The sequence below is a fragment of the Pseudoalteromonas sp. M58 genome (assembly GCF_042604605.1).
GTDB lineage: Bacteria > Pseudomonadota > Gammaproteobacteria > Enterobacterales > Alteromonadaceae > Pseudoalteromonas > Pseudoalteromonas tetraodonis.
This window is the reverse complement of the sequence record NZ_CP152391.1, coordinates 125,619-144,940: the sequence shown is the minus strand read 5'-3', so window position 1 is coordinate 144,940 and position 19,322 is coordinate 125,619. Positions and strand designations below refer to the sequence as shown.

The following is a 19,322-nucleotide window of genomic DNA, read 5'->3' as shown; positions in this document are numbered from 1 at the left end:
GTTATGTTTTAACTCATGATTTTAAAGAGTAAATCGCGCACAGTAGCAGGTTCAAATGGTTTGTCACAAATGGCATCCACACCCGCTTGAGCAATATTAGCTAAATGGGTATCGTTAGCTTCTGAGCTCACCATCAAGATTGGAATATGCGAGTACGCATTCGATTGCCTTACCGTTTCAGTTAATTCTTTACCATCCATTTCTGGCATATTGTAGTCAGTAACAATTAAATCAAATGATTGGCTGTTTAACATTTCAATTGCTTGTTTACCGTCTTCGGCCTCTACCGGTGCTGGAATTCCCATCCCCGCTAGCACTCGTATTATGTGTTTTCGTGCAAAACGGCTGTCATCAACTACAAGCACTCTAAGAAGCGTCACATCAAAGTGCTCTAGTTCCACTTCTTGCTCGCTAATAATATCCAAAGTCGCTTTAAGCGCTCGGGTTATTTCGTCGGCACTAAACGGTTTAGGTAAAATCGCTAATACCCCCGATTGCCTAAGTTGCTCTAAATGGCGCTTATTACGCTCGCTCGATACCAACATAAATGCCTGTTGCTCGGTATTACTATTACTGCGTATTGCCTGTAATAAAGAATCTGCAGTACCGTCACTAAAATACATACTACTAATGACTAAATCAGGGTGATAATTTGATAAAGCAGCCAGCGCGTTTTCTTGAGTGCTGGCCGTTTCAATTTGTGTAACACCGCACTGAGCCAGTGATTTTTTTATTAGCTTTTGTTGAACTTCAGAAGGCTCAACTAATAAAATAGATAAGTTGGCTATTGCCGTTAAATCACTCATTTCAATCCTGTTAATATTAATTCTATAATTTTTATAACGCTCATTATAAAGTAATAACTTACAAGAAAAAGCTAAAACAGCAACAAAACAGCTTGTTTACCTAAACTCAACACACTCAGCTTAAAAACGGTAGTTTATGCCCGCATAATAACGTCTTCCCGAATAGCTTGAGTTTAATAACCGAGACTCTGTATCGTTACCTAGGCGCTTTACCGACTCAGATTTAGTTAAATTAATAACTGCAGCGGTCAAACTCAAATCCTCTAATAAATTAATCGAAGCATTTACATCAACTTGCTCGTATGGGTCTTGGTATACATTTAAGCCGCTATTTAAACCCAACACAGTTTCACCGCGTTTATTATAAGAAGCTCGAATATTAAAGGCATCTCCCTCATAATATATCGAGGTATTGTATTGATACTTAGCACTGCCTATTAGTGGCGATTTACCAAACTCTTTACCATCCACTTCTACATCGGCTTTATTGGTTTTGTTATAAGTGTAGTTTGCATAAAAACCAAAACCACTATCAAAGGCATGCTGTATAAATACTTCCGCCCCTTTAGATACGGCATCAGTGCCATTACCTACTGTGCTATATGGCGATATAGTAATATTTCCTGCCTCAACAATGCCCTCTTTACCAGCAAAATCTTGTTGTACATCAATGACTAAGGGTACAACAAAATTATCAACAGTTTTATGAAACAGCGCTAAACCAATGGCAGAGCCTTCGCTGTAGTAATATTCAATAGATAAATCAGCTTGCACCGACTCAAATGGCTTTAAGTTTTTATTACCGCCACTGCCACTAAAACCCGGAATTTCATTAAACTCAGCTCTATCGTCTGCCCACTCATCTGAGACAAACGTAATGCGTTGTTGTGCGCCTAAATCGGCATAATCAGGTCGTGACATCACTTTAGCAACCGCGCCTCGTACCACTACATCATCACTTATATCCCACGCAATATTAAAGCTAGGAAGAATTTGAGTATCGGTACTCTCTTGAGTAATAAGTTGATAGTCTTCAACAAATCGATCATCTCCCGTTACCGGCTCGCCGGTGTCATCATTGGTATGATCTAATAAATAAGTATATAGGTCGGTTGATGATGTCATGGTTTTAGTGCGCACCACACGCACCCCTAAATTACCTCGCACGCTATTAAACTCAAAGTCACCTTGCAGATAAAACGCCGCTATTTGCTCTTCAATATCATAAATAAAGTTATCTTCTTTGCGTGTATACGGCACATAATGACTGGTCACAATGTCACGATATTTTTGCCAATCAATACCGGGCATTTGGTTTATATTAAAACCACCAGCAATGTTACCCTCGTTAATAAACACGTCTTGTGCTAGTGGCATACCGTTGTTCCACTGATAACTGTCAAAACGTGTGATCCCCCCCTCGCTGGCTTCTCCTGCAGCAATATCAAAATTAGGATCTAAAAAGAAGGTATTACCGGTTTCGCGATGCAGCGTAGCTTCTCGGTACTTTACGCCGGTTTTAATTGTTCTTAAAATGCCCCAATCGGTATAAATATCAAAGTCAGCTTGGTAGTAATCTTCTTCGAGTTCACTGCGTACAAAACTTGAATTTGACGAGCCCGGATCGCGACCGCCTCCCACGCCATTAAGTAGGTTTGCTAGCGTATTTGGGTCTATATTTAAACTAATGTCGTTTTCATTAATTTGCCAACCCGCTGTTTGCGATGCATTTTCTATACGGCTTTCATTTTCACCGGCGTTTGAACTTTTATACGCCGCTTCCCAACTCTCCTTTGGCCCGCCTTCAGAGCGCGTATTGCCCGCCACAAAACGGGCTTTAAAATAATCGCCTTCATAGGTTAAATTAAAATCAAAGGTGTTTGAGGTCGACTCTTCACGCACATAACGGCCTCGCATCCACGGCAATTGCATATCATTCTCTGCGCCACTCGCAGCTGCATCAAATTGCATCCCATTGATAATAGTGCCCGACTCATCCAAACTTACATCGGTTAAAAAGTCAGGATTTAAAGACCACTCAGGTATATCAATCACCGACTCTGTTCTATTTTTATCAAGTGAAAATCCAAAATAGTTAAAGCCAATTTCAACACGGCTGGTTGGACGCCACTGCGTGCTAAATTGCACCCCTTCTCGCTCACGTAATTCGTTTACAATTGAGCCACGAACCACTTGAGGAAACCAAACATCGTTATAATTATTACCCTGAGCATCACTTATTGAGCCCCACTGATTATTATTTTCAACCAGCTCGCCATTGGTATCTACCGGGTTATCACCGGCAAAGCGCCATACGTTTGCATCTGTGCCTCCTGAGAGAGTTCGGTTAGTGCGTTTTTGTGAGGTATAACCAAACAACATGCCAAAGGTATCAGCCTCGTTCTTCCAAGAATAAAGCGCGGTTAACTGCGGCTCAGATTCTTCAGTCACATCGGCATAGGTGCTTTCCATGTTAATTACCCCAGAGTTTGCCTCCATACTCAGCGGTTTACGACTATGCATTAATACCGTGCCGCCTACGCCCCCCTCATCTAAACGCGCTTCTGGCGATTTATACACTTCCACGCTTTCAATCATGGCTGAGGGCAGTAATGCATAATCAAATGAGCGAGACGGCTCACCTGGTGATGACGCAATAAAATTACCATTTAGCTGAGAAAAGGTTAGCTCAGATGATAACCCCCTAATACTTACCGATGAGCCTTCGCCTCCGTCACGGTCAATCACCACGCCAGGTACGCGTTGTAATGAATCAGCGACATTTTTATCAGGAAACTTACCAATATCTTCTGCTGTTATGGCATCAACCACAGAGCTCGATAAACGCTTTATATCTAAATTAGCCGCCATACTGGAACGAATACCACGCACCTCAATGACTTCCATATCTTTGCTTTTTAATGTTTTATCTTCTGCTTCATCAGCATATGCATGATTGACAACAGATAGAATAGACACGCATAGCGTTGATTTAATAAAAAGTGGAAGAGAGTGATGTGCAGCGTGGGTTATCCGATGAGCGGTCATAGTTTTAACAGTTCCATTTAAAATACAGTTAATACTTAAAGATGAGCGTACCGGCTAAAGCTGATACGAAAAAAGTAGCTGTATTTTACACAACCAAACTTAATAGTTTGTTAATGTAAACTGATAAGTAACTGAATAACCTATCAAAAAATAGTCAATTCGAATAAAGGTAGGAAGTTAAGCAGCAAAATTGCTATTTAGCTGCTTATTAAAAGAGCATAAAAAAGGAATGACGCGATTAAACAGCAATACACCGTTATTTTTTATCACTAATAGCCTGAATATAATAGCCTAAACTCGCATGAGAAAGTTCTCCCATATGACTGGTAACTAACTCACCTTGGCTATTATAAAACAAAGTTGTTGGTAAGCCCGCAGCACCTGATTCGCGACTCACATTACTACTTTGATCAAAAAACACATGATTTAGGTCGAGTTGCTGTTCATCAAGGAACGCTTTTACCGTGTGTAAGTCTTCGCCTTGATTGACAAATGCCACCGTGATATTCGGGTTATTTTTTTGAGCCGCTTGCAGTACCGGCATTTCTTTTCGACACGGCGGACACCACGACGCCCAAAAGTTAATCACCACCGGCTTACCTTTGAAGTTTTGTAAGTTAACTTGCTGCCCTTGAATATTATGCACAACAGACTGCGGTAACTGCACACCCGTTTGATAAATAGACAGCGCAAAATTAGGAATAATCATTGAACAAAAACCAACAAACCCAGCAATAGCGTAGTTTTTCATTACCGCTTTTTTACCACGTGCATAAAACGCTAAAACCACTATACCGCTGAGCCAGCCATAATAACCAATAAAGCCGCCATCGCTAATATTAAAAAGCTGCCACCAGTTACCTTGATAGGCATCCCACATAGTAAAAACAAACGCTAACCGAGAGACTAAAAACCCCACCACAATTGCTTTAAAAACAGTGTCTAAAATCGCTTTTTGTAATGGATGTTGGCGTGTCAATAAATAGGTAAGCCCCCAAAAAATGCCTAACCCTAAAAAAATGATCAACTGTGAAATGGAAATAACCAAAGGCCCAAGAGAAATACTTAACATTGCTGTCGTCTACTTATAATGTATTTTAGTACTTAAAATAACCGGTACATAGTGTGAATTAAAGACTAACAATAACATAGCCTAAACTGTACTGATTATTAATAACGCATAATAGGTTATGTATACCAGCAGCAATACAAAACCTATTTACCTAGTTAACCTTGTTGCTGTATGTACTCCAACGCAGTCATTTTTTTATAACTTACATTTGAGTGCAATACATGAGTAGGTTCAGGATCAACAATTTCAATAGGAATAGCGTAATTACGTGCAATCTCTAATGCCATTTGGGTAATATTAACGCTGAACGAAGTACCCATAAACACCATTTTATCGGCATCAATCATTCGCTGCTGCGCTTCAGTAATGCGGTATAGCTCGGTGTAATATTCATCAAATAACAACACAAAGGGCTTTAAAGAATGATTAAGCTTTGGCTGATGGTTTTCAATATTGAATAACGCAAGTAGAGAGCGATGTAAGTTGCTCTCATCAACATTACTCCATAGCGTAGCTTGTGGTGTAACGTTATCACCTTGATGATGAAATACAGTCATTTGATCAAGCCGACCATGAATCGCAATGTAATTTTTATTTTCCGCCTTACCATCTAGCCCATCAATATTTTGAGTTATTAAGTTTTTATCACTAAGCCAATGATGCACTTCGTTAGGACCATGATGACGATAAGTTGCAAAGCGATGATAATACCAAGCTAAAAACTCACTTGGATTATTTTCATACATTGCACGTGTCGCCATTTCCATTGGCGTATAGTTTTTACTACCAATAGTCCAAAAGCCATCTTCACCGCGAAAGGTGGGAATACCGCTAGCAGCACTTACACCTGCTCCAGTAATGTATAATGTATTCATAAAGTCATCTCTTATATTCAATAACCCTATAATACTTTATAAGATTGTATATTTGTGACCTTTACTCTTTAGCTATTAAATTATTTAAGCTTCGGCCATTTAGCTGAAAATAAAGTTGGGCACCAAGAAAGCTCTTTATATTTTTAATTTCGCTCAAGAGCACTTTAAATCCTTTTTTAATTGTATGTGGGAACTATGCCAAAAATAAACAATAACTAATTAGTTACAATGCACTTAGCTTTCTCAGAAAAACATATAATTAATCTACATATTAAGTAACTAACCCATTAACCTCACATATTTTTCTGCCAGCTCATCTATAGTTTCTCGGTGATTAGGGTCGGGCTTTATACAATCAATGGGGCATACGCTCACGCACGTTGGCTTGTCGTAATGACCCACACATTCGGTGCATTTATCTGAATCTATTTGATAAATTTTAGCGCCCATATAAATGGCTTCATTTGGGCACTCGGGGTCGCACATATCACAGTTAATGCATTTATTATTTATTAATAAAGCCACTTTCTAACCTCATTGCTTATTACTAGCATAAAATTACAGTCGTAAATTATGCACTTTATTCTTTGTTACTTTATTGATCTCAAACAATAAAAAATTTTGAAATTACTCGACTAATTTCATTCATGCAGCTATTACTTTTTTGGCAAACACTCGACGACTTAACTCGTTTATATGACTTAACAAAAGTGCCAACTCAAGGCAAGAATGCGCCAACGTCTATCGAACAGGTATTAAAGCGTTATTAAATAATATCGATTCAAAGTTTATGGTAGTTTGTGTTTTTAATTTTAAGCTTTAATTATGATCTCGATTTAACGCGACGAGTTGCAATGTGTTACTTTTACCACAGTGATAAACCCCTTCACTTATTTCTCGCTCTACTTCATGAAAAATAATAAATGAAAGTGCTGAAAAATCATTAATAAACATTGGTTGAGTATATAGAAGCGATTCGTCTTTTGGGCCACCGGTGTTGTTATTAAGTTGCAAAGGCGTATAACCTTCAATTATAAATACACCATTGTCTGATAATCCAGACACACACTGAGAATGCACCTGCCTTCTAATTGCTGGTGGAAGGTGTGCAAATATCATAATAATTGCATCCCAGCTATTTTCAGCTATTTGATACTGTGACAGATCACTTTGAACAATTGTTATCTCAACTTGTTGCTCTTGTGCTAAGGCTTTAGCCTTAGAAAGGGCGGCACTTGAAAAGTCAACTAAAGTAACTTCGTAACCTAGCTTGGCTAGATAAACAGCATTACGCCCTTCCCCTTCAGCTAAACACAATATTTTTTCGCCCGTAATGTAATGTGTATTTGCTTTTAAAAAATCATTAGGCTCTTTGCCATAAGCATAGTCACTTGATGCAAATCGGTCGTCCCAAAAGTCAACAGGATTATTCATTATTAAGCCTTATTGTTATCAAAGTTAGTAGGGTTGCTAGTCTGATTTATCTGATAACTTCTCTGGTTTTGCCATCCACTCTCTGCCTTTTAACATGCCTAACCAATAAATAGGCGGCAACAACTTTTCTTTTAGTAGCCAAGCAAGTCTAGATGGGCGTTTACCATTAATAATCCATGACGGAAAGCTATTCATTACTTTACCACCATAACCAAATTCAGCTAATACGACTTTGCCAAGTTCAACAGTCAGTGGACAGCTACCATAACCGTTATATATAGCTTGATATTTAGATAATCCTCTCGCATATAAAAGATTAGTAGCAACAACTGGTGCCTGCATTCTTGCAGCAGCAGCCGTTTTTGCGTTTGGCGCATTAGTAGCATCACCTAATGCAAAAATATTACTAAACTTTTTATGCTGTAGTGTTGATTGGTCAACATCTATCCAGCCATTTTCATCGACAAGTGGGCTCACTTTAATAAAATCTGGAGCAGATTGAGGGGGCACGACATGCAACAGATCAAATTTAACTTTTTCCACAGATTCATTTTCGCCATTAACCACTTTAAAAGTCGCTATTTTTTGCTTTCCATCAACAGCAATTAACTCATGATTGAAATTCATATTGACATCGTACTTTTTAATATACTCTAGTAGAGCAGGTACATACTCTTTAACACCAAAAAGAACTTCGCCTTTATTGTAAAACTCCACATCTATATTATTAATTACTTTGTTTTTAAACCAGTAGTCGGATGATAAATACATGGCTTTTTGGGGAGCTCCGGCACACTTTATCGGCATTGGTGGCTGAGAGAACACCGCCTTTCCCTTCTTGAGGTTTTGCACCAACTCCCAAGTATAGGGTGCTAAATCGTACCTATAATTTGAGGTTACGCCATTTTCACCTAATGTTTCGCTGAGCCCATCAATTTTATGCCAATCAAGCTTAATTCCAGGACATACTACCAAATGTTCGTACTTAACCGTTCTACAACCGTCAATTATTATCAAGTTTTCATCGGGTATAAATGCAGCTGCTGCACCTTTAAGCCACTTTACACCATCAGGTATTACCGACGCTGTAGTTTTAACCGTTTGTTCAGGAGTAAAAACCCCTCTGCCAACTAATGTCCAACCAGGTTGGTAATAATGTATTTCATTGGGCTCAATGATAACTATTTCACTCTCTGGTGAACGTGACTTAATACTCGCAGCAACAGCGACACCACCTGCCCCAGCACCTATTATTACAATAGGGTAAGCAAAATCAGCTTTACTGATTTGCGTTTCACCATTATTTTTTAAACGTCTAATAACACCACTTAAATCATAGCCCGCTTTTTGTGATAAATTTAAAATCTCTTCATGAGAATATGTTTTTGGTGCACTCATGGCCCATAGCGTGATTGAGCGAGTACCTGTTCTACAATAAGCTAAAATAGGTTTCGGTAAGTCTCTAACAATATTTTCAAAGTTTTTAATATCATCATCGGTCACCTTACTACTTACAACAGGTAAGTAATGGCAATTTAAGCCTAAATTATTTGCTTGTTTTTCTATTGCAGCAAAACTAATTTGATCAGCCCCCTCACCATCAGGTCTATTACAGACAATAGATTTAAAGCCTTGCTCTTTTATATGCTGCAAATCGTTCAGCGTTATCTGTGCTGATACAGATAATTCAGGTGTTACTCGCTTAAAGGTCATAATCGTTCACCCTCACTATTTGCACTAACCATTGAATAAAGAATCCCTGAACGAGTGCCCGTTCTGCAATATGCAAGAATAGGTTTTGGTAGCTTACTAAGGGCAAACTCGAATTCTTGCTTGTTTTCTTCTGTAATAGCACCGCTAATGACTGGTAGATAATAAGTTAATATACCAAGCTCATGAGCTTGTTCATTAATAGAAGAAAATGAGGGCTGTGTTTCGCACTCACCATCGGGTCTGTTACAAATAATGCTCTTAAACCCCATTTTTAATATTTCCGTACAGTCTTCAATATTTATTTGGGGTGAAACTGATACATCATCAGATAACTTTTTAATATTCATAACATCTCTCCAACTATATTGAATTAACAGGAACTCTAATAAAAGGTTTGCCTGTCTGTTCAGATATTAAAAATTGGCCATTTCTCAAGTTACATTGAATTGCTGGTAGTAGTAATTTAGGCACTGCTAATGTCGCATCTCTTTTTTCACGCTTGGTAATGTATTCTTGCATTGTTACACTTGGCGAGACTTGAACATTTTCAGATTTGGCTTGAGCAATTGAAATACAAGAGAGTGGTGATGAACCTTCTTTAGGGTAATCATGACCTAAGTAAACCTTTGTATCATCACTCAAAGTAAAGAATCGCTGGATTGTATTATATAAATCTTTTGCACTACCGCCTGGGAAGTCACATCTAGCAGTCCCAAGGTGGGGTGCAAACATGGTGTCACCGACAAAAATTGAGTTATTAACTAAATAGCTTGCGCAAGCAGGTGTATGACCCGGTGTATGCCAAACGGTTACATTAAGATCACCAATATTAAATGTATCACCTTCTTCAAATAATACATCGTACTGACTTCCATCGCTTGGCGTGTCATCACACATTTCGAATACAGGTAACCAAGTATCTAATACTTCTTTGATACCGCTGCCAATGCCTATTTTTCCTCCAACCTTTGTTTTTAGATAGTGGGCAGCTGTTATGTGATCTGCATGAACATGAGTCTCTAAAATCCATTCATTCTGTAAATTGTTGCTATTAATAAACTCAATCACTTTGTCTGCATTAACAGTTGATGACTTTCCTGAAAAAGCGTCATAATCAAGTACAGAATCAATAACAGCGCACTTACTTGTTGCTTTATCAACAATAACATAAGTAAAAGTAGCGGTTGTTGTGTCGTAAAATGTTTCAACGTTCATAGTTTTTTCCTTCTAGATTAACTCTTTAGAAATAATAAAAATGGCGATTATCAAAGTGAAAAAGGCAAAGAACTTTTGCAATGAAGCACCGTCTAATTTACTCGCTACTTTTGTTGAAATAGCCATACCGATAAAGGTGGCAACGAGCATAAGTGGAAGCAACGGCACTTCGAGAGAAATACCTGCTTGTAAATCGCCAACAAATCCGAGTAATGATTTAAGCGCAATAATAAAAAGTGAAGCACCAACCGCGTTTTTCATCGGCATACCTAAAAACAAAACAAGTGCAGGTATAATTAAAAAGCCACCTCCAGCCCCTAAAACACCTGTCACTAAACCAACTACAGCGCCTTCAGTCATTATTAAAGCAACTCTAGAACTAGAGTTTGAGATAGCAGGTGCGGAGTTAGTTACAGTTTGAGATTTATACGCTTTACGTAACATCATTACAGCCGATGCCAACATTAAGATGGCAAATAAAACCATAATCGCTGTATTTTTAGTGATATGTATGGGCGACAAAAGTATGTCGTCAGGGATATTTGGCATTAAAAAAGCACGAGTAAGATATACAGCTACAATTGACGGTATCGCAAAAAGTATTGAAGCTTTTATGTCAACTAGCCCTTCACGAAAATATCGAATTGCTCCAAATGCAGCTGTAGCTCCAACTAAAAGTAATGAATATCCAGTTGCGATATCTGGTGAAATTCCCATTAGGTAAACAAGTATAGGAACTGTAAGTATTGAACCCCCTCCCCCTATAACACCAAGAATTAGCCCCATAAAAACGGCCATTAAATATCCAAGAATAACCATACCGCAAACCTCAAACCAAAAAGAATATAATATAATTAAATGTTATAACAACTGAGAGGGAATATGTCTAATTAAAAAAGGTGAATCACGCAATCTATTTTTAAGATAATGGAAAATCAGCCAGCGAAATAATTTTTATCAACATTAAAGCCATTGATTTATATGAATAAAAATCAACATTAGACAACACTAATGTTTAAAACAAACAAACCCAACCTTGTCAATTTAATTTTTAAGATATAATATAACATCTTACTTTTTGTAAGGGCTAAGTATGAATCAAATTAAATTGATATTTTTTTTACTGCTGTTTTCTAATTCTTTATTTGCAAATCAAGACAAGCATAGTTATTCAGAAATAGACCGAATAACTGTAACCGCTTCTCCTTTCGCTACTAAGGTTCTTGATTCTGCAGCAGCAATAAAAATACTAGATGGGCAAGAAAAGAGCTTAAAACAGACTTTATCTTTAGGTGATTCATTAGCCAGTTACAGCGGTGTTAGCTCAATATCAACAGGCAGCCAGTCTGGGAAGCCAGTGATCAGAGGTTTGAGTGGAAATAGAATAAAAATTTTATGGAATTCAGTGGCGCAAGACTTTTTACAGTTTGGTGTTCGTCATCCTCCAGGTTTAACACCTGTACTGGCCCAAAGAATAGAGTTAGTAAAAGGGCCGATGAGTGTCTTATATGGTGCAGATGCAATAGGTGGCGTTGTTAATTTAATAAGCAGCGATATTCCCATTGGCGCAGATAACATTATTTCTGATGCTAATTTAGGGCTATCCTATCAAACGAATAATTCACAAAAAGATTATAATCTTAGTTTGTCAGGTGGCTCAAACCGATGGGGCTGGAACGCAGCTTTAACGGAGTCTGCGGCTGATAATTTCAAAACACCAAACACTCAATCTTATTACGATTCACAAACACTAAATGCCCCGAAGTTTACAGGTGAAATTCCTTTTACAGACTTCAATATTAAAAATGCTGATGTTGCCATAGGGTATTCTGCCCACCACTTGGATGCGGATTTTCGCATAAATATTTGGAATAACGATCAAAACTTCTTACAACCGAATGGCCTTCCTACAGGTCAAAAGTTACGCAACGAAAACTTTGCAGCAAACTTAAATTATGAATTTTTATCTGAGTGGTCAGCTAATATTAAACTAAGTCTACAAAAGAATGAGAGGGATGCAGTAACAGGCGCTTCCTATCAACAATTAACGGAATATAATAAAGATTTAGCTATCTCTTTAGAGCGAAAGCAAGCCACTATTTCACTCAATCACCCACAAGTACATGGTTGGAAGGGCCAATTTGGCACTGAGCTTGTTAGTAAAAATCAGAATACCTCAATCGGCACACTTGTACCGGATGCTGACTATAATTCCAAAGCGATATTTTTATATGAAGTATTAGACTCAGATCTATATATAGCTGAGTTCGGTGCTCGCTATGACTCAATAAAACAACAAGCTATTAATAAAGAACAAGCATGGGTTAATGATTTTACAGAACACCAATGGCAGGCACTGAGTGGATCAATTGGTATAACATGGAAGCTTGACAACCAATGGCTATTGATGAACAGGGTTGCACGAGGTTTTAGAGCTCCTTCAATATTCGACCTTTACGCAAATGGTGTTCATGGTGGTGTGGCTGCATATCAAATAGGTAACCCTGAACTAAAAGAAGAATATTCCTTAAATAAAGAAATTGGCTTAACTTATTTAGGAAATAAACTAGGTAGTACAATAACCTATTTCCATAACAAAATAGACGACTATATATACCAAGCAAACTCCTTATCGTTTGATCATAACTCTTCGCTCCCCATATACGTTCAAAAACAAAACAACGCCACTATAGATGGTGTAGAAGCTGAACTAAATTGGAAGATTAATGAAAAAACGTCCGTCGAAGCAAACTATACATGGATTAATAGTGAGTTAGCGCAAACAACTGAAGAACTTCCTATGATGCCCGCGGATAGTGGCTACATTGCAGTGAATTATTTGTTTGACGATACCAAGCTAGCAAAAAATCTACAGCTCAACGCTAACTATTCTTTTTATGCAGATAAACAGTCAGCTGGGGCTTATGAGCCATTCTCCCAATACGATGATTTACCTTTTGGAACCGCGTCAACTAAAAGCTATGGACTTTTTGGGATTAGTGCATCGGCAGATTCGCTGTTGCTTGATAAGCCTTTTTTTATTCAACTTAAAATAGATAACCTTTTTGATAAATCATATCGAAATTTTTTAGATACTTATAAAGGTTACACATTAGGAATGGGGCGAAATGTTCGTTTATCTGTATCGATTCCTTTGATATAACCCTTTGGAGATTAAAATGAAATACCTCGTCAAGCTCAGCTTTTATTCAATTATATTAGGTACTCTCGCAACTGCAATGTTAGATACTTGGAATTGGAGTCGACATTACCTATTTGATACCCCGTTGACCAAATATGAATTTATAGGCCGGTGGATGCTTTATATGCTTGATGGTCAGTTTTACCATGCTTCTATAAAAGCATCTCCAGCACTGCCCTATGAGCTATTAGCTGGCTGGTTAGGCCATTATTTTATAGGTATTGTATTTGCTGCCCTTCTACTCCTTGTATTTGGATTAAAATGGCCTGAAAAGCCAATGTTTAAACCTGCAATAATCATAGGTATGGTTACCGTTGTTATTCCTTATTTAATCATGCAACCGGGTATGGGAATGGGTATTGCCGGTTACTTAACTCCCAACCCCATGTTTGTTATTACAAAGGTAATTGTATCTCATGTTGCTTTTGGGGTTGCACTTTACCTCGGTGGAATATTAATCAAAAGCGTTAAAACTAACAGGTAAAACCAATGCAATAAGCTTCACACCAGCCGTATTGCTGTGAGCTGAAAATTAAAAGCGAGAGGCTTTATGAAAAATATCCTATCTAATATTTTAAATTTACTACTTTATAACTAAAAGGTGACCTATGAAATACACTGAAAAATTTCAAAACTTGGCAAATATAGCCCAAACTCAAGTCGAAAAAGTAGAAGCCAATACGGTCAATAAGTTGATTGCATCGGGGGCAATAGCACTTGATATAAGAGACCCTGATGAACATGCAAATGGTCATATTACAGGCTCATTAAATATAAGTCGGGGGAAATTGGAAATGCTCATAGAATCTAAGCTCCCAGATTTAAATACTGAAATATTATGCTACTGCAATGCAAATAACCGAGGGGCATTATCGGCGGCCACCCTCAGGTATATGGGTTATGTAAATGCGAAATACATTGCAGGCGGTCTAAATGAATACAAAAAAGTAGCATAAAAATTAGTTAGATTCTTGTTACAAATGCTTGTCCTGTCCCCGCAAAAGGACTGGGATTAGAGCTTAGGTTAAAAGTAAGTATTAATTTAAACTTACTTTTAACTATGTATTATTAAAGCCCTCACTTAACTCTAAAAAAATTTTTTTTTGATATTTAGTTTTTTCATATTATGAACGAAGAAAAAGCTAATTACGTTAGGGTCTGTTGATCTTTCAAGGTTAAATTTGCAGCAGTCTGTTTCGTATTTAGGCAAGGCAGAGCCTATGTGGTGTGGTTATTCCCCATAAATAGGCGATAACGCAGCATCAATGCCAAACAGGCGCTGCCCGAAGGGTTCTGCCTAGGAACGATTTACTCTTTGTTGCCTACATGGATGTAGGTAAGGGGCGTGAGCAGGACGCGGAAGCTTTGCTTGGTTTTGACTTAGCCCACTAGGTTACAAACCTCGCGCCGCGATTAAACCGCCCCTAGTTTGAACAAATTTTAATCCGCAAAGGTCAACAGACCCTAATATCTAACCTTGAGTTATAGAGCATTTCGACTTATTCAATTAAATATTAACTTTAAGTATAGACTTCATTCAAAACTTATACTTGTCAGTCATCAAAAATCAACAAGTTAAAATTTACATAAATTAATCAAGCGATATTACTAAATCAGCAGTTTTATTCCTTAAAAATTGAGGGGTTTCATGAGTTAACAACACAATTGTTTTTTTAGCTAACCAAGGAGCCATATTAGCCCATACTCGACACGCCATTGATTCATCAAGATTACTAAAGGGTTCATCTAAAACAACTAGTTCAGGGCTTCGAAGTAATAATCTTGCCAAACAAATACGTCTTGCCTGTCCGCCAGAGACAATACCTCCGGTTTCACCCAACCAATAATTTAAACCATCAGGTAAATTAATCGCCCAATCGTATAGCTCTACTGTTTTTAGAACTGACCAAATATCACCCTCTGAAATGCCATCTAAACCTAATATTAAATTATAACCAAGTGTTCCTGAAAAAATGGCATCACTTTGAGGTAGGTAGCTCACTTTTTTATACCAACTATTAGATGCTATCTCTTGCAGGTTTATTTGGTTAATGTAAACACCTCCATGAGCTGAATCAATGCTTTCAATACCCATTAACAAATTAGCAAACGTTGATTTACCAGTACCAGAGCGGCCAATAATTGAAACACACTGGGTCTGTTTTATAGATAAACTAAGAGGCGTATCTAAGCTTTTAGGTATTTTATTATGATTTTTTATATCAATTTTAATATCGCTTAGGGGCTTAATCTCTTTGTATTTACTTGATGGATTAGAACGGGATAAAGCTGCTAGTTTTGTCGCTGCAAAAGAAGTCTGCCCCCAAGAGCTAAAATGATTAGGTAAACTTTGAACAACCTCATAGGTACCTATCAGCATCATTACGAGCATAATTGCTTGTGCTTCACTTATGAGCTGTTCATTAACTGCAAAAAAAGCACTCACAACCACAACAAACAATGCAATATTTAATAATGAATCAAAAATTAGCTGAACATTAGCAATTCTTGCATTCAGCTGTTCTTGCAGAGAGTTAAATAACGCCAATTCGTCAATAATAATCTGCTCATGATGTTGCATTAACCCTATTGACTTTAGCTCAAAGGCGCCACTTAAGTGCTCAATTATTTTTTGCCTAAACTCGTCCATCATACTGGCATATTTATATGAAAGCTTAGCTGTAAACTTGGTTGTTATTGCAATTACTGAGGTAATACCAAATAATAAAAACAAAGCAAAATACAATGCAAAGTCCAACCAAATAAAGCCGGTAAATACAGTTAATATAGTGATCAGTAATACTGAAATAATTGGCGGGACAATATAACGAAGAAGTAAACTATCAAGTGCATCTAAGTTAACCGTTAGCTTACTAAGCCATTCGCTATCAGAACGAGCTCTCAACTGCTCTATGGTTGATTTTGAAAGATTATTAAAAAGAGATAATCTAAAAACAGATATTAATCTTAAAATAGTATCGTGGTTGTAAATTCTTTCTATATACCGAGAGATCGTTCTACTTAATGCAAAAAAACGAATACCGGAGCCGGGTATATATAAATTTAATATAGAAGTAATGCCCAAGCTTATTGCAATACCCGTTAATGCTGTAGCTGTGATAAACCAGCCCGATACCATCAATAAACTCACACCTGAAATAACAGTTAATAAAGCCCAGAAAACACCTAAAAAAAGACGTTTTTTTTGACTTTGGTATAAAAGTTTAAACCAATACTTCATTGTCATCCTCTGTGCTTGTTATTGATAAATCTAAATGGGCATCAGCAATATTCAAAAGTAATGGGTCGTGCGAGGCAACAATTAATATACGCTCTTTTTTAAGCATTTTAAGCGCACTGATAATATATTTTTTACTCAATCTATCTAACTTAGAAGTGGGTTCATCTAATAAAATCAATGGTGCTGGATTTAATAATACTCTTGCAATACTAATACGCTGAATTTGCCCGCCAGATAAACCTTGCCCATGTTCGCCAATAAGAGTATTTAAACCCGTGTGTTTTTGTAATAACTCTTTATCAAGACCAACAATTCGAAGCGCATCAAACATCTGCTCTTTTGTGGCATTAGGTGCTAACACTTTTAAATTATTAAAAACGGTGTCATTTTTTATCCACCCTCTTTGAGGCAAGTACGCAATGGGTGCTGCTTGCGGATAAATACTCATAGTGCCCGCTATCGGTGCTGTATATCCTGCAAGTGTGTTTAAAAGTGTTGACTTACCTGCACCCGAAGGCCCCGTAATACTTAACATTTGTGCTTGTTGTATATCAATATTAATTGTATGAGGAAGTGGTAACTTCTGGTTGTATCCAATGACTAAGTTTTGCAATCTAACCGCAATGTGTTGCTCTGAACCACTATCAGGTACACTTAAATTATAATACTTTTTACTTGTAGTGCTTTTTTCATCACATTCATCGCTATCAAGCAATAAGACGAGGTTATTAGCAGAGCCTAAAGCAGTCGCTCTGTCATGGTAAAATGCAGCTAAATTTCTAAGTGGTTGAAAAAATTCAGGTGCTAAAATAAGAATTGCTAACCCTGAAAATAAAGTAAGTTCGCTTGCGGGTCCCCAATCGATTGACCCATATAAAGAAAAACCAATATAGATTGCCAAGCTAGCAATCGCGACACTTGTAAAAAACTCTAATACCGTTGAGGATAAGAATGCGAGCTTAAGCGTTTTCATTACAACGGTTCTGTAACCTTCACTATTAACTTTAACCTCGTCATAAATTGCGCTTTCTGAGCGCAATAATTTAATATAATCAAGATTTGCCACTCTATCTAAAAAGTGACCAGCCAAACGCTGACGGATCAATGAATACTTCTGATTAACTTTTTCAGCGCCCATTCCCACCAAAATCATAAATAACGGAATAAGAGGCGCAGAAATAAGTAAAAGCAATGCCGATAGCCAATCAAGCCAAGCAATAACGCTTAATATTAAAATAGGAGATATAATAGCTAAATTTTGCTGCGGCCAATATCTAGAGAAGTAGCTATCCATAGATTCAACTTCTTCTATCCATTGAGCTGCAGAGGCCCCTGCGGAGTGTTTTTTTAACACCAAAGGGCTCGACATCCGCCATTTAGCTAAAATTGATAGCCGAATATCATTTCTGATTCGCACACTGGCTTTTTGACTCAAATTAACTTGCAACCTTATAAATAAAGGTTGGCCAATTAGTGAGGTAAAAAGCACGATAAGGGAGCCATATAAATCATTTAATTGTGCTTTTTCAATGAATAAGGAGTGCGCCAAATAGCTAAAAGTAACCCACTGAATTAAAAGAAGTAACGTGGAGGCTGTTCCTGACAATACAGCCGCATATAGTAAAAATGACTGTTTTTTACTGTAGCGTTTTAAAAACAGCTTGCCAGTGAGAGCTGCACTCTCACTGGCGGGTTTATTTTTCTTAAGCATCTAGTGGTAACCAGTATCCTTAACTTTCCCTCTAAATACCCAGTAACTCCAGCTTGTGTAACCTAATACAATAGGGATAACAAAAAGAAACCCTATAAGTAAAAATAACTGAGAATTATACGACGAAGCAGCGTCCCAAATAGTAAACTTAGGTGGGACAATATATGGCCATTTACTGGCTAATAAGCCTATGTAACTAAACAAGAAAATACCCATTGTTGCTACAAACGGCATACCGTCACTTTGCTTTTTAACTGAACGATAAACAACGTAAGCACAATAAATCACTAAAACAGGAATTATCCATAACAAGCTTATCTCATCAAACCATCTGCTCATAACGCTGTCATCGATGTAAGGGGTATAAACACATACAATTGCAAACATAACTAAAAATACGACTAGTAATTTTGGCGTAATTTTATAAGCCCACTCTTGTACTTCACCATCAGTTTTCATTATGAGCCAAGTACTTCCCAATAATGCATAACCTACAACCAATCCTAATCCGGTCAATATGGTAAATACACTTAACCAATCAAGCGGGCCACCAGAATATACAAAACCCTCTGTTTCAAAGCCCTGTATATAAGCACCAACGACCGCTCCTTGAGCAAATGAGGCAACAATAGAACCTACTGAGAATGACCAGCTCCATAAATGTTTTGACGTTTTTGCTTTAAAACGAAACTCAAATGCAACTCCTCTAAAAATCAGTCCAGCCAGTAATAAAAAAACACCTATATATAGTGCAGGTAAAAAAACAGAATAAACCAGTGGAAATGCCGCAAGTAAACCCGCACCACCAAGTACTAGCCAAGTCTCATTTCCATCCCAGACAGGGGCGACTGAATTCATCATTTTGTCGCGTGCTTTTTCGTTTGGGGCAAAGGGAAATAAAATCCCCTGCCCTAAGTCAAAACCATCCATTAATACATACATCATGATCCCAAAACCAATAATGCCTGCCCAAATAATGGTTAAATCAAATGGTTGTTCCATAAT

Annotated in this window: 17 protein-coding genes; 4 read left to right on the top strand and 13 right to left on the bottom strand. The window is 37.6% G+C overall.

Annotated elements, in window-relative coordinates:
* Window positions 1-8: 8 nt before the first annotated feature.
* The 5 genes from AAGD16_RS15980 to AAGD16_RS15960 form a co-directional block, all read right to left on the bottom strand.
* Window positions 9-806, bottom strand: a complete 798-nt coding sequence (locus tag AAGD16_RS15980) for a response regulator (RefSeq protein WP_013462940.1) — start codon at window positions 804-806, stop codon at window positions 9-11.
* Between the two features lie 120 nt (window positions 807-926).
* Window positions 927-3,854, bottom strand: coding sequence for a TonB-dependent receptor (locus AAGD16_RS15975; RefSeq protein ID WP_377115045.1), 2,928 nt, complete (start codon window positions 3,852-3,854; stop codon window positions 927-929).
* 256 nt (window positions 3,855-4,110) lie between these two features.
* Window positions 4,111-4,926: a TlpA disulfide reductase family protein gene (locus tag AAGD16_RS15970; RefSeq protein ID WP_013462938.1), complete on the bottom strand. Its 816-nt coding sequence runs from the start codon at window positions 4,924-4,926 to the stop codon at window positions 4,111-4,113.
* Between the two features lie 155 nt (window positions 4,927-5,081).
* Entirely contained in the window at window positions 5,082-5,801 is a 720-nt protein-coding gene (locus AAGD16_RS15965; protein ID WP_024602760.1) for a Sir2 family NAD-dependent protein deacetylase, read from the bottom strand.
* Between the two features lie 279 nt (window positions 5,802-6,080).
* A complete protein-coding gene (locus AAGD16_RS15960) occupies window positions 6,081-6,326 on the bottom strand; it encodes a YfhL family 4Fe-4S dicluster ferredoxin (protein ID WP_058155766.1) in 246 nt (81 codons plus the stop codon).
* 122 nt (window positions 6,327-6,448) lie between these two features.
* On the opposite strand from AAGD16_RS15960, the gene AAGD16_RS15955 reads away from it, so the two are divergent.
* Entirely contained in the window at window positions 6,449-6,571 is a 123-nt protein-coding gene (locus AAGD16_RS15955) for a hypothetical protein (protein ID WP_257720507.1), read from the top strand.
* A 49-nt stretch (window positions 6,572-6,620) separates the two neighbouring features.
* Here the strand turns inward: AAGD16_RS15955 and AAGD16_RS15950 are convergent, their stop codons facing one another.
* The 5 genes from AAGD16_RS15950 to AAGD16_RS15930 are packed head-to-tail and all read right to left on the bottom strand — an operon-like array spanning window position 6,621 to window position 10,982.
* Window positions 6,621-7,235: a class I SAM-dependent methyltransferase gene (locus tag AAGD16_RS15950; RefSeq protein WP_377115038.1), complete on the bottom strand. Its 615-nt coding sequence runs from the start codon at window positions 7,233-7,235 to the stop codon at window positions 6,621-6,623.
* 36 nt (window positions 7,236-7,271) lie between these two features.
* Complete coding sequence (locus tag AAGD16_RS15945) at window positions 7,272-8,948, bottom strand: bifunctional protein tyrosine phosphatase family protein/NAD(P)/FAD-dependent oxidoreductase (RefSeq protein WP_064664286.1); 1,677 nt, start codon at window positions 8,946-8,948, stop codon at window positions 7,272-7,274.
* Window positions 8,945-9,295 carry a TIGR01244 family sulfur transferase gene (locus tag AAGD16_RS15940; protein WP_016900098.1) on the bottom strand — a complete coding sequence of 117 codons (351 nt, stop codon included), beginning with the start codon at window positions 9,293-9,295 and terminating at the stop codon, window positions 8,945-8,947. The genes AAGD16_RS15945 and AAGD16_RS15940 overlap by 4 nt, the downstream gene beginning before the upstream one ends.
* Before the next feature lie 13 nt (window positions 9,296-9,308).
* On the bottom strand, window positions 9,309-10,163 hold the full coding sequence (locus tag AAGD16_RS15935) for an MBL fold metallo-hydrolase (protein WP_016900097.1): 855 nt from the start codon (window positions 10,161-10,163) through the stop codon (window positions 9,309-9,311).
* 12 nt (window positions 10,164-10,175) lie between these two features.
* Window positions 10,176-10,982, bottom strand: coding sequence for a sulfite exporter TauE/SafE family protein (locus AAGD16_RS15930; RefSeq protein WP_020476975.1), 807 nt, complete (start codon window positions 10,980-10,982; stop codon window positions 10,176-10,178).
* A 274-nt stretch (window positions 10,983-11,256) separates the two neighbouring features.
* On the opposite strand from AAGD16_RS15930, the gene AAGD16_RS15925 reads away from it, so the two are divergent.
* The 3 genes from AAGD16_RS15925 to AAGD16_RS15915 all read left to right on the top strand — a co-directional run bounded on the left by AAGD16_RS15925 (window position 11,257) and on the right by AAGD16_RS15915 (window position 14,321).
* On the top strand, window positions 11,257-13,326 hold the full coding sequence (locus tag AAGD16_RS15925) for a TonB-dependent receptor plug domain-containing protein (RefSeq protein WP_368485645.1): 2,070 nt from the start codon (window positions 11,257-11,259) through the stop codon (window positions 13,324-13,326).
* A gap of 16 nt (window positions 13,327-13,342) precedes the next feature.
* On the top strand, window positions 13,343-13,849 hold the full coding sequence (locus tag AAGD16_RS15920; RefSeq protein WP_377115031.1) for a DUF2938 family protein: 507 nt from the start codon (window positions 13,343-13,345) through the stop codon (window positions 13,847-13,849).
* Window positions 13,850-13,973: 124 nt separating this feature from the next.
* The gene (locus AAGD16_RS15915) at window positions 13,974-14,321 is read left to right on the top strand and encodes a rhodanese-like domain-containing protein (RefSeq protein WP_016899617.1); all 348 of its coding nucleotides are present in this window, start codon (window positions 13,974-13,976) and stop codon (window positions 14,319-14,321) included.
* A gap of 635 nt (window positions 14,322-14,956) precedes the next feature.
* Here the strand turns inward: AAGD16_RS15915 and AAGD16_RS15910 are convergent.
* Genes AAGD16_RS15910 through cydB form a run of 3 tightly spaced genes read right to left on the bottom strand, consistent with a single transcriptional unit; the run spans window position 14,957 to window position 19,319 of the window.
* Window positions 14,957-16,606 carry an amino acid ABC transporter ATP-binding/permease protein gene (locus tag AAGD16_RS15910; protein ID WP_290191181.1) on the bottom strand — a complete coding sequence of 550 codons (1,650 nt, stop codon included), beginning with the start codon at window positions 16,604-16,606 and terminating at the stop codon, window positions 14,957-14,959.
* Window positions 16,590-18,317, bottom strand: a complete 1,728-nt coding sequence (gene cydD, locus AAGD16_RS15905) for a thiol reductant ABC exporter subunit CydD (RefSeq protein ID WP_377115026.1) — start codon at window positions 18,315-18,317, stop codon at window positions 16,590-16,592. Before cydD ends, AAGD16_RS15910 begins: the two co-directional genes overlap by 17 nt.
* The gene (cydB, locus tag AAGD16_RS15900; RefSeq protein ID WP_377115023.1) at window positions 18,318-19,319 is read right to left on the bottom strand and encodes a cytochrome d ubiquinol oxidase subunit II; all 1,002 of its coding nucleotides are present in this window, start codon (window positions 19,317-19,319) and stop codon (window positions 18,318-18,320) included.
* Window positions 19,320-19,322: the final 3 nt, after the last annotated feature.

What these genes read in the sequence shown, in the direction of transcription:
- AAGD16_RS15935 (WP_016900097.1), bottom strand. Translation starts at nt 10,163, where the DNA reads ATGAACGTTGAAACATTTTACGACACAACAACCGCTACTTTTACTTAT.
- AAGD16_RS15950 (WP_377115038.1), bottom strand. Translation starts at nt 7,235, where the DNA reads ATGAATAATCCTGTTGACTTTTGGGACGACCGATTTGCATCAAGTGAC.
- AAGD16_RS15980 (WP_013462940.1), bottom strand. Translation starts at nt 806, where the DNA reads ATGAGTGATTTAACGGCAATAGCCAACTTATCTATTTTATTAGTTGAG.
- AAGD16_RS15940 (WP_016900098.1), bottom strand. Translation starts at nt 9,295, where the DNA reads ATGAATATTAAAAAGTTATCTGATGATGTATCAGTTTCACCCCAAATA.
- cydB (WP_377115023.1), bottom strand. Translation starts at nt 19,319, where the DNA reads ATGGAACAACCATTTGATTTAACCATTATTTGGGCAGGCATTATTGGT.
- AAGD16_RS15945 (WP_064664286.1), bottom strand. Translation starts at nt 8,948, where the DNA reads ATGACCTTTAAGCGAGTAACACCTGAATTATCTGTATCAGCACAGATA.
- AAGD16_RS15925 (WP_368485645.1), top strand. Translation starts at nt 11,257, where the DNA reads ATGAATCAAATTAAATTGATATTTTTTTTACTGCTGTTTTCTAATTCT.
- AAGD16_RS15920 (WP_377115031.1), top strand. Translation starts at nt 13,343, where the DNA reads ATGAAATACCTCGTCAAGCTCAGCTTTTATTCAATTATATTAGGTACT.
- AAGD16_RS15930 (WP_020476975.1), bottom strand. Translation starts at nt 10,982, where the DNA reads ATGGTTATTCTTGGATATTTAATGGCCGTTTTTATGGGGCTAATTCTT.
- AAGD16_RS15970 (WP_013462938.1), bottom strand. Translation starts at nt 4,926, where the DNA reads ATGTTAAGTATTTCTCTTGGGCCTTTGGTTATTTCCATTTCACAGTTG.
- AAGD16_RS15915 (WP_016899617.1), top strand. Translation starts at nt 13,974, where the DNA reads ATGAAATACACTGAAAAATTTCAAAACTTGGCAAATATAGCCCAAACT.
- AAGD16_RS15955 (WP_257720507.1), top strand. Translation starts at nt 6,449, where the DNA reads ATGCAGCTATTACTTTTTTGGCAAACACTCGACGACTTAACTCGTTTA.
- AAGD16_RS15975 (WP_377115045.1), bottom strand. Translation starts at nt 3,854, where the DNA reads ATGACCGCTCATCGGATAACCCACGCTGCACATCACTCTCTTCCACTT.
- cydD (WP_377115026.1), bottom strand. Translation starts at nt 18,317, where the DNA reads ATGCTTAAGAAAAATAAACCCGCCAGTGAGAGTGCAGCTCTCACTGGC.
- AAGD16_RS15910 (WP_290191181.1), bottom strand. Translation starts at nt 16,606, where the DNA reads ATGAAGTATTGGTTTAAACTTTTATACCAAAGTCAAAAAAAACGTCTT.
- AAGD16_RS15965 (WP_024602760.1), bottom strand. Translation starts at nt 5,801, where the DNA reads ATGAATACATTATACATTACTGGAGCAGGTGTAAGTGCTGCTAGCGGT.